This window comes from Idiomarina sp. A28L (assembly GCF_000218785.1).
Classification (GTDB): domain Bacteria; phylum Pseudomonadota; class Gammaproteobacteria; order Enterobacterales; family Alteromonadaceae; genus Aliidiomarina.
On the sequence record NZ_AFPO01000011.1, the window covers coordinates 1 to 15,379 of the forward strand.

Consider the following 15,379-nt stretch of genomic DNA (forward strand, 5'->3'; position numbering starts at 1 on the left):
CACCATTAAAGCAATATGCGAAAAATGCATATGTTCCAGATTGGAACTTATGGTTGAGGACTTTGTGTTACTCAAGGCCGATAAATTAAAATACGAACCTAATAAGCAAAACGGCAAAACTACAGTACCAAAAATGAACGCAGTAGCCGTTTCAATTGAAGAACATTAATTTTCAGTAAGCACAAAAAAGGACACCACGATGTCAGAAGAACAGAAGCGCATATTGCAGCAACAGCTGTGGGCAATATGTAACCTGCTTAGGGGCCGCATGGCAGCGGATGATTTTAGGGATTATATTCTTGGCTTTATCTTTTATAAGTTTCTATCCGAGCGCCTGTATAGCATAGCGCAAGAGGCGTTATCACAAGATGGGTTAGATTACGCGTTGTTAGAGGAAACGAACCCAGAGCATGCGGAAATTATTGCGGCAATTCGGGAAGAGGCGATTGATACCTTAGGTTATCACCTGATGCCAAACCAATTGTTTATGAGCGTGGCTGAGCGCATGCAACAAGATGCCAATGCGTTCATTTTATCTGATTTACAGAGTGTGTTAAGTGATATTGAAAACAGCACCCGTGGCCAAGAATCAGAGGCTGATTTCATTCATTTGTTCGAAGATCTCGATTTAAACTCCACCAAACTCGGCAAAACCGTTGAAGACCGCAATAAGGTGATTAAAGAGATCTTGGTGCGTTTGGATGCCATTGATTTTATGATCGATGATACCGAGGCGGATGTTCTCGGTGATAGCTATGAGTACTTAATCAGCAACTTCGCCTCCGATGCCGGTAAGAAAGCAGGGGAGTTCTATACCCCACAACGCGTTTCAGAGATCCTTGCGCGTGCCGTATCACTGGGTAAAGATGAACTGAAATCTGTTTACGATCCAACCTGTGGTTCCGGTTCACTGCTGTTGCGTGTTGCCAAGCAGGTGAAAACCGTGGGTCGTTTCTATGGCCAAGAATACAACCGCACCACGTTTAACTTAGCCCGCATGAACATGATTTTGCATGGGGTGCATTATAAAGATTTTGATATCAAACAAGATTGCACACTAGAGCGCCCGCAGCATATTGAACAGCGCTTTGAGGCCATCGTCGCCAATCCACCGTTCAGTTTAGATTGGTCCGCTAATCCTTTATTTCTGAGTGATGATCGCTATTCTTCATACGGCAAACTGGCACCCAGAACTAAAGCCGATATGGCGTTTATTCAGCACATGCTGTTCCAGTTAGATGAAAATGGCACCGCAGCGGTGGTTGTCCCGCATGGGGTGTTGTTCCGTGGTAGTAGCGAAGGTCATATTCGCAAGCACATGATTGCTGAGATGAACGCTCTGGATGCAGTGATTGGCTTACCGTCTAACCTCTTTTTTGGTACTGGCATACCAGCGGCTGTGCTGGTGTTCAAGAAATGTAGGGAAGACAGTGAACACGTGCTGTTTATCGATGCTAGCCGCGATTTTGCACCCGGTAAGAACCAGAACACCCTCCGTAATCAAGATGTCGATAAGATTATTCACACTCTAGAAAACCGCACACTCATTGATAAGTATAGCTACCTCGCTACCCTCGATGAAATCAAGGAAAACGATTACAACCTCAACATTCCGCGCTACGTGGATACCTTTGAAGAGGAAGAAGAAATCGACCTGATGGCCGTTCAGTTAGAACGCGCAGATATAGAAGCCGAGATTGCACAACTAAATGAGCAGATGAAGGGTTATCTGAAGGAGTTGGGTTATGTTGCCTGAGGGGTGGAAGCTTCAAGTAGTTGGGGTGCTTTTCGATGTGCAGCTCGGAAAAATGCTTAACAAAGCAGCAAAAGAAAAGGAACCACAATTAAAGTATCTTACCAACTTTAATGTTCGTTGGGGCTCTTTTGATACTAGCAGATTGAATACCATGTATTTTTCAGAGCGAGAACAAGAGAAGTTTGGTTTGAAAAGTGGTGACATCATATTGTGTGAAGGAGGTGAAGTAGGTAGGTGCGCAATTTGGCTAGGAACTGATTTTCCGTGTTACTACCAAAAAGCACTTCATCGTCTGAGAACTAAGGGCGATATTTTACCTGAGTATTTTCAGGCTTACATGGCTTCTATTGCAGGATCAAAGTTATTAGATGATTATACAAGCCGTACTAGTATCGCTCATTTGACGCGTGAGAAGCTTGTAGAACTTCCAGTCAAAGTCCCGCCTCTCCCCGAACAAAAAAAGATCGCCCAGATTCTGAGCACATGGGACAACGCGATTTCAGCCAGCGAGCGACTGCTTGAGAACAGTCAACAGCGCAAAAAAGCCTTGATGCAGCAACTCTTGACCGGCAAGAAACGGTTGCCTGGGTTTGAAAGAAAATTCATAGATAATGAGCTAAGTAATATAGCTGATATGACAATGGGAACATCACCTAAATCTGAAAGTTATAACGAATATGGAGGTGGCCTTCCGGTAATTCAAGGTAATGCTGACATCAAGTATAGAAAATCAAGCCCTAGAATTTTCACATCTGAAATAACTAAAACTTGCTCACCTAATGATATTTTATTAAGTGTCAGGGCTCCTGTAGGAAGTGTTGCTATATCAGGACATGAAGCATGTATTGGTCGAGGAATCTGTTCAATCAGAGCAAAAAATGGTAACAATCAAAACTACTTGTATCAATGGATGCTCTGGTATGAACCACGATGGTCTAGTTTGTCTCAGGGAAGTACATTTGAGTCTGTAAATAGTAAGGATATTAAGAGTCTTAAGATAACAATACCTGCTGTGGATGAACAAAAAGCCATCGCCAACGTACTCACCACCGCTGACCAAGAAATCGACGCCCTACACAAGCGTATCAGCCATCTCAAGCAAGAAAAGAAAGCTCTTATGCAGCAGCTGCTCACCGGCAAGCGGCGGGTTCAGGTAGGCGATGCGGCTTAAGTGAATGACGATAAGGACCTCGAAAACATGAGCACCGAAAGCGAATTGGAAATGGAAAAGAAACTCGTTGAGCAGCTAGAGCGCATGGGCTATGAGCGAGTGGAAAAGTGCAACGAAGCAGATTTGGTGAAAAATCTCAAAGTTCAGTTGGAAAAACACAACCGTATCCAGCTCACCAGTGACGAGTTTGAGCAAATCAAAGACAAGCTAAAAAAAGGTGATGTTTTCGATAAAGCGCGAATGTTGCGGGGTCGTATTGATGTAATCGGCGCGGATGGTATCCCCAAGTACATCGAGCTTTTTTCCGTAAAGCACTGGTGCCAGAATCGTTTCCAAGTTGCCCGCCAAGTAACTAACCGCTCGGCAGTTGACCATAGCCGTTATGATGTGACCATCTTAATGAATGGCTTACCTTTGGTTCAGATTGAACTGAAAACCAGAGGTGGCGATATGCGCTCGGCCTTTGATCAAATCGATCGCTATCGCAGCAAATCTTACGAAAACAACAGCGGCCTATTTGGCTTTATTCAGTTGTTTATTATCAGTAACGGGGTAAACACGCGTTACTTTTCCAACAACCAAAAGCTGAACTACCAATTCACCTTTGAGTGGTCCGATATTGATAATCAACGGGTGAACCGGCTGGATGCGTTTGCCGAAACCTTCATGGAGCGCTGCCACCTCTCGAAGATGATTGCTCGGTACATCGTGCTACACGAAACCTCTCGTAATCTGATGATTCTTAGGCCATACCAATATTATGCGGTTGAACGTATTCTGGAGCGCGTTGGCTATGGCCGTGGCGATGGCTACATATGGCATACCACCGGTTCAGGTAAAACGCTTACATCATTCAAGGCGAGCCAGATTCTTAGCCAAGATTCGAATGTGGATAAAGTGTTGTTCGTAGTAGATCGCCGAGACCTTGATTATCAAACGGCTCGCGAATTTAATGCGTTTAGTGCCGACAGTGTGGATACCACAGAGAACACGAAAAAACTGGTTGAGCAATTAAACGATACGGCCAGTAAGCTGATAGTTACCACGATTCAAAAGCTCAATGCCGCAATATCAAGAGAGCAGTTTAAAAACCGATGCAAAGCAGTGGCAGATAAAAAGGTGGTCTTTATTTTTGATGAATGCCATCGCAGCCAATTTGGTGATACGCATCAGCGTATCTGTGATTTTTTCAATAACCGGCAAATGTTCGGCTTCACTGGCACACCGATATTTGATGCCAACACAGTGAAAACCAAGTTTGGCAATAAAACTACTCGCGATTTGTTTGGTGAAGCCCTGCACAAGTATGTGATTACTGATGCCATTCATGATCGCAACGTGCTGCGGTTCTCGGTTGAATACCGAGACATGGTGAAGCCATCCGATGTGGTTGAAATGAGCGATGGTAGCGCTGTGCCAGCCAACGCATTAAATGACGAACAGCTGAATCATAAATCGTTCATTAATTCACCGCAGCGAGTAAATAAAGTGGCGAGTGATATTCTTGCACTGCACCCTTCGAAAACTTTCAGCCGCGAATACACAGCAATGCTGTGCGTGAGCAGTGTGGATTTGCTGCGAGAGTACTACCTATCATTTAAACGGCTACAGGCCGAATTGCCTGATGATGAAAAACTGCGTATCGCCACTATTTTCAGCAGCGGCCCTGATGATTCGGAGGAGTTCACAGGTTTAGAAGAAACCACTGTACCCTCGGTAACAGGGCGCAATGTTGATGCTAGCCGCATGGAGTTTTTAAAAGGCTGTATTGGTGATTACAATAGCCTTTATGCAACCTCATTCGATGCTACCGACAGTAAATCTTTCTATGAGTATTACCAAGATATTTCCCAGCGTGTTCGGCGCAAAGAAGTGGACATGTTGCTGGTTGTAAACATGTTCTTAACGGGCTTCGATAGCCCACCCTTGAACACACTGTATGTGGATAAAAACCTACGACACCACGGCCTTATTCAAGCATTTTCGCGCACCAACCGCATTTATGATGCAAAGAAATCACATGGCAATATCGTGTGTTATCGGCGCTTGAAAGATGCCACCGATGAAGCGCTATCTATCTTTGCCAATCGTGATGCAAAAGCCGGCGGTGTGGAAGAGGTGATTAGCACCGTTATCATGCAGCCATACCCAGATTTGGTGGATTCGTTCAGAGAAGAGGTTGCGCAACTAAAAGCGATTGCGGCAACACCAGATGCCGTTGATGAGTTGTTCCAAGAAGAAGAGCAACTCAATTTCTTGGCTAAATTCCGTGATGTTCTGCGCATGCAAAACACCCTAAAAACGTTCAGCGAATTTCATGCAGATCTCGATAGCAGTATGCTGGATATCGATGAGCAAACCTTGCTTGATTATCAAAGTAAATACCTTGATAAGCGTGAAGAGATGGAAGCGGTACAGCGCGAGCTGAGGAAGAAAAAACCACTTGCTGATGCGCAGGACAAAGAACTGGCAGAAGAGGCAGAAGAATATCAAGTGGGCTTTGATTTCGATTTTGAAATTGACCTGATTAAGCGCGATGAGGTGAACGTAACCTATATTCTGCAGCTAATTGAGAAGCTAAAAGAAGGCGGCAGCAACCAGAAAAACTACGAGCTCACCCGCGATATGATTTTGAGTGTGCTACAAACCGATCCAGAGCTAAGGCATAAAAAACAGCTGTTCCAAGATTTTATCGACATCAAGCTACCGAAACTAAAAACCGAATCAGACGATAAGGTAGAAGGGTTCGTTAAAAAGCAGTTCAATACTTTTGTTAACGAGAAAAGAGCTGAGGCTATGGCAGCAGCCTGCGATGAACTTCATGCTGATGCCGAGGGATTTAAGAAACTTTACGATGAGTATATCTATCGGGGTAGGCTACCGGACATCAAAGAGCTGTTAGCCATCTTATCTGTGAAGCCAAGCATTATTGCGCGGAAAGCTGTTGCAGAGCAAATGCGTGAGAAAATGGAAAAATTAGCTTCGGTGTATGAGAGTTCTGAGGGATAGGGGGCCTACGATTGCGTTAGTCTACAAGCTTGTATTCGGGCTCCGGCTGGGCATCTCCGCCTACTTTAAGTTTGATTTGAATTTATATGGTCATCTTCGCAAACTAGGTCTAAGACATTCGAATTTTGGACAGAATGTGCTTTTATAGCTTTATTTTCGTACCCGATACTGCGCTCAAGGCATTTATTAAACTCAGAGTTGATACTAGAGTAGAAAAGCTTCTTTAACTCACCGTCATTTATGCTCATTTATTCTGTCCGAATTTTTACGGTTAACACTGCATGAAATGTAACGCCGCGCTCTGCGGCAAATTTGGAGCGCAGCGGATAATTTGTCCGACAGCAGCGCTTTGTTATGCCTGAGAGCTATCAACATTCTCTTGCAATCTTCTTCTTAACTCGTCAGATAGATCAAGGTCATATGGAATACGATCAAACTCTTCAAATGCATCAAGAAGATATTGAGCGTATTCATAAGATGTTTTGCCCATGCTAAATCCACCACACTGAATGGAGTTCATCAATGCATCTGCGTAAGGCTGTGTTGCGGCATCTTTTCGCAACTCGAAGTATCGTCGATATACGATATCTGTTATGTATTTTTTGAACCTGCCAGAAAGTGCATCAGTCATCAGTATTTGCTTGGCTATCTGACCAAGTGCCAACATGCTACTTTTAGGTATGTTCCCATTTTCGTGGTGTGCCGATGTCGTTTCTAGTGCAACGTTGTCTTGATCCAACGGAAGATGGCCAACAGCAGAAGCCCACTTACAAAGACAAGAGGTTATTTCATACAGTGCATAATGGTATTTAGTAGGCCACTCAGCATGAAAGTCGACAAGTTTCTCGTTGGGATCTAAATTTCTTAATATACGCTCAACAAAGTGCGTAAAGTAATAGAGCCACATATGCCATTGTATGTTCTGGTACAAAGCGCTTGTAACCATGATATCGAAAAATCTAATTCCTACCATAAGTTTTGAATCCCACTGGCCCTCCTCAAAAAAATCACCCATAGGTTCATTATATGGGTCAGGTAAGGAACTACTGTATAACTCATCTAGATGGGAGATAACAAATTCCCCAATAGGCTTATATACCCCGTATCTTTCAGCAACCTTGCAATCTTCGAATAAGTAATTGAGGAGCCGGTTTCTTTTAGGGAGGGCATAACGATCTCGGCCCGCCAAGTTCTGATTGTTGCGCAACTCATGGTACAAAACGCTTTTTGTGTCTTCTGCCAAGTATCTTAGGTACGTATCTACAAATTCATTATTCTCGTAAAATTCATAAGGGAATATTTGCAACGCGAAATACGGCCTTACTTCAGAAATCGCTTTGACGGTGTTTCTGTTTATCAAAACCTCATGCACAATTTCCGTTGCGACTTCCTTTTCTCTTTCATAGGTGGGAAGTACTCGAGCCAACAGCCCAGAGCACTTCCTTAGAACTGTATGGATTATATCACGCCCCATAGGCTCACGTTCGTTGGGAGAACCCCCTAACTCAGAAATCAACGATCGAATATCTGGATAGTCTCTTGAGCGCCGTTGAAGATAGGCTTGGAGTCTTGAGAGTACGAAGCGCCCGTTATATATACGTGCAACATGGTTGATATTTCTCTCAATCAACGAAAATAGCTCTGAGTATTTTTTCTCACGTGAAAGCTCAAAAACATATTCCCTGAATTTAACAATGTTAGATCTAGAGAGCCGTCTAAAACGCAGGTAAACGAATAAAGTCAGGGACATTAGCAGGATTATTAAAAATGAAGCATTAGAAGGCGTGATTGACCATCTAGAGAGATTTAAGCTTGGCGTAAGGCCCAAGGATCTAAATGTTTGGTAAAACTGCAAATACAGAATAGACGCCACGGAGATTAATAGTATTGCCCAGCCAACCTTTCCAAATCGAAGAGAGATCTCTAACCGTCTTACCCTAGGAATAATTGCATAAACTGCGACAAACAAACCCGCAACTGTTATCAGGCTATCTAAGTTCACGCATTACCTCTCAAGGGGGCATAACATTTAAATACTAAGCATGCGCGGTGTATTGAAGGTGGAAATTCAAAGGAGGGGCTTGTAGATACTGGGTCTTTCATAATACGCTCCCTGCGTTATCTGCGCACAAATCGTGCATGCCTGTTCGTCGCTCTTATAGCGATATTTTTGCCGCGCTTTTTATGTTCAATAGTTTGACTTTAGCCTGCTTCAAATCAATCATCAAGCCGATAATATGCGCCATTGCCTAGCAAAGTGAGCATTCTGGTCGGGGAAATGTGAGCTAATTTATTGTAATGGATGACAAACAACGGATGTTAACCAATAACTCAAAGCCCTTTCATGGAGATGTTGCGCTCTGAAATGCGCTTGTGCGGCAATCCCCTGGGCACTGAGAAATCTTATCTGTACTAGATTCGCCAATACATTCGCCTCCATAATTTCACCCACCCCCACGAGATGGGGGCTGACCAGGTCATTTCTATCTTGGCTCGCATATGAACGCTATGTTGCCGTCAATAACCAAAAGTGGCCCTGAACGCTCTAGTTTTCATGTATCACAAAGTGTTAAAACAAGAGCTCGGTGAGCTGAACTTTAAGCTAGCCCAAAAGCAGCGCCGTCTCCGAATTGTGTTGACGCCTGAAGAAGTCTTAAAGATATTAAATCGCCTGAATGGGCGAAACAGAATCATAGTTGAAATATTGTATGGTGGCGGCTTAAGGGTAAATGATTGCCTATCCCTGCGCGTACAAGATGTTTGCTTGAAAACCTGTGCGGTCACAATCTCTGGTGGCAAGGGCAATAAAGACCGGCAGAGCATTTTAAGCCAGCTGTGTTAGCAGTTGGCATTCATAAGAAAGTAAATTGCCATACGTTTAAGCACTCATTTGCCACGCATCTACTGCAAAACGGCTGTGATATACGTACCGTGCAAGAACTGCTCGGTCACAACGATGTTAAAACTACCCCAATATATACTCATGTATTTGGCCAACACTACGCCGGAACGATAAGCCCGTTAGACAGAATAAAAGGTATGCCGTAACCCGCCGCGTATCTCTACTCATCGTGGCACATTATCAACTTGCCTAATGGCGGGAAGCCGTTTATGGTTTACTGTATAAAATAAATAACAAGCATACTTGCGAATGGAAACAAGCACGCACAGATTGTGCTGCACGAACACAGGGAGTCGTTCATGAAATCCTCAGTATTTATCTCCCTAACGCTTGGTTTCGTGCCTCAAATACATTGCGCATGCTTAGTATTCAAATGTTAGATTACAAGGAGGGTTCGCTTGAACGTATATTTCTCGGATTGGTTTGATGTGTCCCCCAATGATTTGGAAGATTACGGTGCATTCAATGTATCACTTATCAACGACCTTCCTGTTTTCATTGACCCATTTCTTTTATTCAGCAGCGACAAGCCAGAGTATCAAGCGCTTCATGAAAAGATAATTAATTACATTACGTTTCTGCGAAAGATGTCGGAGTCAGGAACAATATCTAAAGGCCTCCTAAGGCACTGGTTTCTATTTCCAGAGGTTAAGCAAAATTGGCTTGGTTTTAGTAAAGTCGGTAACAGCGGTTCTGGACTTGGCGCAAAATTCGCGACCGCACTAAATAACAATTTATCCACAATATTTACTGATTTTGGTACAGAACAGGTTACCAGTGGTAGCCACCTGGAAAAACTATGCTTGGTAAAAGATGGCGTAGGCAAAGACAATGTAAGCGATTTTACTACCAATTTAATCAAAGGCTTTCTTTGTGAGTACACAGAAACATTTGCCCAAAAGCATATCGATCAATCACGCGTCAAATCAGTAATGGTTTCTCATGCCGAGTTTGACTATAGGACAAGAAGATGGCTTGGGAAGCGATATAAGCTGCCGTATATCGATGGTGACTATGTATTATTAACTCCAAAAGACATCCTTACAAAGGACGACGCATGGATAAACAAGCACGACATCATTGGTGATTTTGATGATATTTTGGAATCAATGCCTAATTTAGAACTACGTGCCCAAATCAATGAATATTTTCTAAGAAGAATACCTGAAGACGCCAAGCGAAGAGAAATAAATGAAGCTATTGCGAAGACGCTCCGTAAATTCCCTGAACTTATTGACTACTACATACGGCTCAAAGAAAACACAAGCGACAAAGCTTCATCAATAAGCAGCCAAAAGATACGTGAGACTGAAGCGGTATTTATCTCTCAGGTTTCAGAGCTTGTTGAGGATTTGCGCGACGATAGTGCGTTCTACGCAACACCTGATGATACTCATGAAGAAGCGTACAAGCGAGTTCTTTATCTCAAGCAGGTTATTGAAAACAACGATGGTTATCGCGTTTTCTACATGAAGGGTGAGCCTATAAAACGTGAGTCTGACCTGCAGCTGATGTTTCGTTTAACATGGTATGCCTCGGAAGACGATGTGAATGCTGAGGTCAATAATGGTAGGGGGCCTGTTGATTACAAAATATCACGAGGCTCGAAAGATTCAACGTTGGTCGAGTTTAAGCTGGCTAGTAATTCTAAGCTCAAACAAAATCTAGAAAAGCAGGTGGAAGTTTACAAGGCAGCAAATCAAACAAAGAAATCAATCAAAGTAATCTTGTATTTTAGTGACTCGGAGTTAGCCAAGACCTTAAAGATCATGAAGGGACTTGGACTTAAAGAGGGTAAAGAACTCGTGCTAATAGATGCTCAAGCATCAAATAAGCCATCAGGCTCAAATGCGAAATAATCTAACAATCCGCTGCACACGGACAAAATTACTCGCTAGCGCTCGCAATTTTGCCTGTGAGCGGCAACGTTAGGCATTCATTGTGAAGATTACCGAGCAACAGTTAATACGAGCCATATATTCGACCTGGGACTTTCAGCAAGCATTATCAGCTCTTACGTTTCTCCTCGAGGACTGTGATTTCACTCGTAATTACGACGTAGTTAGCCTACGCCGTTTCCGTTGCTATGAGTCGACACTGATCGTTTCTATGGCACGCCCATTTGAAACCACTAGAAGTGGGACGACTATTGGCCTGCGGGCTCTGGGTATAACCTTGTCAGAGGACGAGAAAGGATTAGTTGCAAAGATTCTTGACCTCAGACGGAAAATTGTCGCGCACTCCGCCGAAGAGGAAATGCATTTTAGGTCTACGTCATTTCCTGTAATGGACGGGGAGTTCAATTTCCCCCATTTTCAGTTCAATGAAGGGCTTCATTTAGAGGAACGCGAATTACAGGAGCTTGAGATCTTTCTGCGAAGTCTGAAAGGTAAGCTGGCGGAGTATTTCTTTCGCGTAGCGCAGAAACAGCCAGAGCTTCTAGAAAAATATACAGAACCAGAGTCCATATCTAAGTCTAAGTGACGCAAACGCCTCACAAGTTACTCCTCGGTTAAATCTTCCTCGCTATTCAATTCAACATCAGCTTTCTTAATTCGAGGAGGCGCAGGCTGGTATTGCTGAAGATTTTCCCCAACTGATTTGTAAAACATTAGCATTAACTCTTCGAGCTTTACGATAAAGCCGCGAGATTGCGAAAACTCCTTTGAGAAGTCAGCTTGCCATTTCACTTCAAAGCGACTGGGCTCAAGCTTCTTAGCTTCTCCCCAGAAATCATGGTTATCTTTATCTAAAATTTCACTCAATCTCTCGCAGAGCATTTGCGTTTTACGTTTACCATAAATATAAACATCAATTGGTTTATCATGCTGTTCTTTTAATTGCCGAGTAAGCCAGCCGATACGCCCTTTGTAGGTTGGAATATCTTGTGGAGCTTTTAAGTTCATTGAAAGTGTAACAACCTTTGATTGCACGTTTGCAGTGATACAGATATCTGAAGCTGCGTGGTGAACGTTAATATTTGCTATTAATGTCGATTTCTCAATGAGTAGTTTAATATCGTCATCCAAGCGTTTACTTGGATCATTAATATGATCACGACGAAGTTGAAGTGTAACAGGCTGTTTAAGCTCTCGAGCTAACATTAAAACGATATCACGGCACTCTTGATGCCAAGAGCCTACGGCATTCTCAGTAACTTCATTCTTGGGGATTTTAACTCCCTCGGTGCGAGCTTGCTTGATCATTTCAGCCCAATCTTTGTGCATTGAGTTAAATTTTGTAACCCCAGTGCTCTCTGACTGTAGGAAATGAATAAATTCGCGAAGGATATATCGCTTCTCTCTTTGTTCAAAATCGGGGTCTTCTAGCAACAGCACTGCTTGGGTTTCAATATTTGTCCAAGACCAATGGTACAGTTTAATTTTTCGGCGTTTATCGAGTAAGGACTTCAAGGGGTGGTGCGAAGGTACTGCCACGAATTGATTTGATATCGTAATAATAGCGTCGATAGGTAAGGTACTTGCTGTTGCCAATTGAATGTATCGTTTAACTTGGTCTGCTTTGATTTCTGCGTTATTTATTTTCGCTTCAATAACTGCTAACCAAAGGTTTTTTCCATTTTGATGAACAATAAGGCCATCAGGTCGATTTTCTGATTTGTTTGTTTTTCTATTGCGATTTAATTCAGGTTCTATATATGAACGTACCGATGATCTCAGGCCAACTCGAACTCCCACTGTATTTAACATTCTTTGCGCGAACTCTGGTATCGATTGAAATACCGCCAACGTGATTGATGTTAGCCTAGCCTCGGCATTTTTAATATTATTGGAAGGAAGAAGTCGAGCGCGGGTTAATTCCTTTTCTACGTTCAAAACTGACATTAAGTTATCCTCTGAGTAATGTTAATATTTTGTATCACTCAATGTAACTTAAGGCAAATTTCAGGTAACACACCCGAGTGCTCAGGCGATGTTAAATCATCGATGATGGCAATCAGGCGAACAGGTTGCGCAGCCGTCTACATTTTTGTAAATATGAGCTGCCGCTTTTAACGCTTCGTGGCAACTTTGGTGCTGTCCTAAACCTGTTTTGCTTTTTACCTTTGCAAGCCTCACGCAGCCAGTTTGGTGCACTTCATGCTCACCCGTTGATTGCGGGTTATCATTTACATAGAAGTATGCCATATCAGAGTACTCCATTACCGTTGCTTACCTAATGAGATATCAGTGTGGTTGTTTTCTAAACAATGTCAAGCTCAGGCGCAGCGTTATAAATGCTGTAGTTGAATAATATTGGTGCTAAGAGCAGCCCAGTATATAGTGTCGAAAACACCACATACTGAAATACGGGGAATTGTTTAATCATGAAAACCATTGGCCTTATTGGCGGTATGAGCTGGGAATCTACGCAGGTGTATTACCGGCTGTTGAATGAAAACGTGAAGCAGCGTTTGGGTGGGCATCATTCGGCGAAGGTGGTGTTGGTGAGTGTCGATTTTGCGGAAATTGCTGAGTTGCAGCATGCGGGTGATTGGCAGGCTACGGCGGATATTCTCTGCGATGCGGCGCAAGCGCTTGAGCGAGCCGGTGCGGATTTCATTCTGATTGGCACTAATACCATGCACAAAATTGCCGATGAGGTAGCTGCGGCGGTTTCTGTGCCGTTGTTGCACATCATTGATGTTACTGCGGCAGCGCTGAAGGCACGCAGCATTAAGCGAGTAGGGCTGTTAGGTACGCAATTTACTATGGAGCAAGGGTTTTATCGGGCGCGGTTACAGGCGCACGGCATTGAAGTGGTTATTCCAGAGCCCGAAGAGCGGGAGTTTGTGCATCGGATTATTTATCATGAACTTTGCCAAGGGCAATTTTTAGATGTATCAAAGCAAGCCTACCTTGAGATCATCGCGGGCCTTGCAGCGCGTGGCGCGGAAGGCGTAATTTTGGGCTGTACCGAAATTGGAATGCTGCTGCAAGATGGCGATGCTGCAATTCCGCTATTTGATACCGCCGCACTGCACGCGGAGGCAGCGGTGGTTAAAGCTCTGGCCTGATTAAAACCTTGGGCTAATCAAAACCGCTCACTTCAAACCGAGCGGTTTATATTTTTGCGAAACACCTTCCGAAACACCTTCCAAAGCACCCCGGAAACTAACCCGAAACCACCCGATTACGGCCTAAATCTTTGGCGCTATACATGCGGCTATCAGCTGCTTTGAATAGCGATTCATGGGTTTCACCGTCGGGGCCATACTGGGCAATGCCTAGGCTTATGGTGAGTTGTATTGGTGTTGCTTCGATTACGAACACTTCATCTTGTACTAACTGGCGTAAGCGTTCGGCCATGCTCATTGCGTTCTCGAATGATGTGTTTGGTAATAGTAAAGCAAACTCTTCTCCACCTATGCGGCCAAGCACATCGGTTGGGCGCAAGGTTTTCTGAATTAACTTAACGAATTCTTTCAACACGGTATCGCCAATGCTGTGGCCATATTCATCGTTGATCTGTTTGAAGTGGTCGAGATCGAGAGTAAGAAACGATAGCGGAGTGCCACTGCGTTCGGCGCGAGATATTTCTACCAAGCTTTGTGTTTCAAAGCCTCTGCGATTGGCGCAACCGGTTAGCGAATCGGTTGCGGCGATAATTTCGAGTTTTTTGTGGGCGCGCTGGAGTTCTAGCAAGGCTTCGTTGGTGCGCTCCTTTTCTGCGTGTAACTGCTCGAAAAGCTGGGCCTGGCTGTATACCCGAGAGAACGAGCCAGTGGTGAGATAGCCTTGTATAACGCTGTAGCTAAGTGCCATAAAGCCTATTGCGAATATACCGTGAGCGAGCCACCACAGGTGATTCCATACCCCGCTTAACATAAAAGCGAGGGAGGATAGCGCGAAGTACACAACGGCGATTGCGTATACGGTGATTAAGGGTGAGGGAATTCGGCGCAGAATAATGATGAATGCGCAGGTTAGCATGATGCCCATGGCGGCTAATTCCAGCAGCCACCGTGATAAATGAGCCCAATTTGATAATGCTAGCAGGAACACAATAACGCTAATGCCAATAAATACGCCAATTGAGCGCCACCAAAATTTGTTGGTTTTGGTGGCGCGCTGTTGTTGATTTGCGCGGCCATACGAGAGCAAACCAATGAACAAACAGCAGGCCATTACGAAGCGCGATGCGGGCCCAAATAGAATAAAGAGCATCATATGGTTATCTGCGAAGCGGGTGAATACGCCGTGCCAAGCATAAATTAGGGTAAAACCCAAAAAGGCGAGGGTAAGCCAGCACAAAAAGGGTTCTTTGGTGCGCAGGTAACACTGGTAGGTAACGTAGGCGATGAACGCGCCTTGCAGCAGCGAAATACCAATGGCAAGTTCATGAAAGCTATGATGCTCGAATAACAACTCTGGATTCTGAAAGATTACTAAATAAGCAATGGCAAAAGCGGGAATTATGGCTAGAGCAAACAAAAGAAACGCCGCATAGCCTTTGCTGAGGGCGCGGATAAAGCGTGCATATTTCGCCGAACTTGATGTCGCTGTCATATTAGTTTTGGTTCCAAGACGAGCGTACTATT

Annotated in this window: 9 protein-coding genes and 1 pseudogene; 7 read left to right on the top strand and 3 right to left on the bottom strand. The window is 43.9% G+C overall.

What is annotated here, in order from left to right; translation table 11 throughout:
- Positions 1-199: 199 nt before the first annotated feature.
- From A28LD_RS03105 to A28LD_RS03115, 3 genes are read left to right on the top strand one after another with little or no spacing between them, the layout of a single operon-like run.
- Entirely contained in the window at positions 200-1,756 is a 1,557-nt protein-coding gene (locus A28LD_RS03105; RefSeq protein ID WP_007419606.1) for a type I restriction-modification system subunit M, read from the top strand.
- Positions 1,746-2,927, top strand: coding sequence for a restriction endonuclease subunit S (locus A28LD_RS03110; RefSeq protein WP_007419607.1), 1,182 nt, complete (start codon positions 1,746-1,748; stop codon positions 2,925-2,927). The genes A28LD_RS03105 and A28LD_RS03110 overlap by 11 nt, the downstream gene beginning before the upstream one ends.
- 27 nt (positions 2,928-2,954) lie before the next feature.
- Positions 2,955-5,936: a type I restriction endonuclease subunit R gene (locus A28LD_RS03115; RefSeq protein ID WP_007419608.1), complete on the top strand. Its 2,982-nt coding sequence runs from the start codon at positions 2,955-2,957 to the stop codon at positions 5,934-5,936.
- A 352-nt stretch (positions 5,937-6,288) separates the two neighbouring features.
- Here the strand turns inward: A28LD_RS03115 and A28LD_RS03120 are convergent, their stop codons facing one another.
- Positions 6,289-7,938, bottom strand: coding sequence for a hypothetical protein (locus A28LD_RS03120; RefSeq protein ID WP_007419610.1), 1,650 nt, complete (start codon positions 7,936-7,938; stop codon positions 6,289-6,291).
- A gap of 552 nt (positions 7,939-8,490) precedes the next feature.
- Here A28LD_RS03120 and A28LD_RS12310 point away from each other — a divergent pair.
- The 3 genes and pseudogenes from A28LD_RS12310 to A28LD_RS03135 all read left to right on the top strand — a co-directional run bounded on the left by A28LD_RS12310 (position 8,491) and on the right by A28LD_RS03135 (position 11,322).
- Positions 8,491-8,984, top strand: a pseudogene (locus A28LD_RS12310) (tyrosine-type recombinase/integrase).
- Positions 8,985-9,236: 252 nt separating this feature from the next.
- Complete coding sequence (locus tag A28LD_RS03130) at positions 9,237-10,697, top strand: hypothetical protein (RefSeq protein WP_007419611.1); 1,461 nt, start codon at positions 9,237-9,239, stop codon at positions 10,695-10,697.
- 82 nt (positions 10,698-10,779) lie between these two features.
- Positions 10,780-11,322, top strand: coding sequence for a hypothetical protein (locus A28LD_RS03135; RefSeq protein WP_007419612.1), 543 nt, complete (start codon positions 10,780-10,782; stop codon positions 11,320-11,322).
- A 17-nt stretch (positions 11,323-11,339) separates the two neighbouring features.
- On the opposite strand, the gene A28LD_RS03140 is transcribed toward A28LD_RS03135, so the two are convergent.
- On the bottom strand, positions 11,340-12,683 hold the full coding sequence (locus tag A28LD_RS03140) for a hypothetical protein (protein ID WP_007419613.1): 1,344 nt from the start codon (positions 12,681-12,683) through the stop codon (positions 11,340-11,342).
- Positions 12,684-13,165: 482 nt separating this feature from the next.
- On the opposite strand from A28LD_RS03140, the gene A28LD_RS03150 reads away from it, so the two are divergent.
- Positions 13,166-13,855 carry an aspartate/glutamate racemase family protein gene (locus A28LD_RS03150; RefSeq protein WP_007419615.1) on the top strand — a complete coding sequence of 230 codons (690 nt, stop codon included), beginning with the start codon at positions 13,166-13,168 and terminating at the stop codon, positions 13,853-13,855.
- A 97-nt stretch (positions 13,856-13,952) separates the two neighbouring features.
- Here the strand turns inward: A28LD_RS03150 and A28LD_RS03155 are convergent, their stop codons facing one another.
- Complete coding sequence (locus tag A28LD_RS03155) at positions 13,953-15,347, bottom strand: sensor domain-containing diguanylate cyclase (protein ID WP_007419616.1); 1,395 nt, start codon at positions 15,345-15,347, stop codon at positions 13,953-13,955.
- Positions 15,348-15,379: the final 32 nt, after the last annotated feature.

Coding starts and splice junctions, on each gene's coding strand:
- A28LD_RS03105 (WP_007419606.1), top strand. CDS start 200: ATGTCAGAAGAACAGAAGCGCATATTGCAGCAACAGCTGTGGGCAATA.
- A28LD_RS03110 (WP_007419607.1), top strand. CDS start 1,746: ATGTTGCCTGAGGGGTGGAAGCTTCAAGTAGTTGGGGTGCTTTTCGAT.
- A28LD_RS03115 (WP_007419608.1), top strand. CDS start 2,955: ATGAGCACCGAAAGCGAATTGGAAATGGAAAAGAAACTCGTTGAGCAG.
- A28LD_RS03140 (WP_007419613.1), bottom strand. CDS start 12,683: ATGTCAGTTTTGAACGTAGAAAAGGAATTAACCCGCGCTCGACTTCTT.
- A28LD_RS03150 (WP_007419615.1), top strand. CDS start 13,166: ATGAAAACCATTGGCCTTATTGGCGGTATGAGCTGGGAATCTACGCAG.
- A28LD_RS03155 (WP_007419616.1), bottom strand. CDS start 15,347: ATGACAGCGACATCAAGTTCGGCGAAATATGCACGCTTTATCCGCGCC.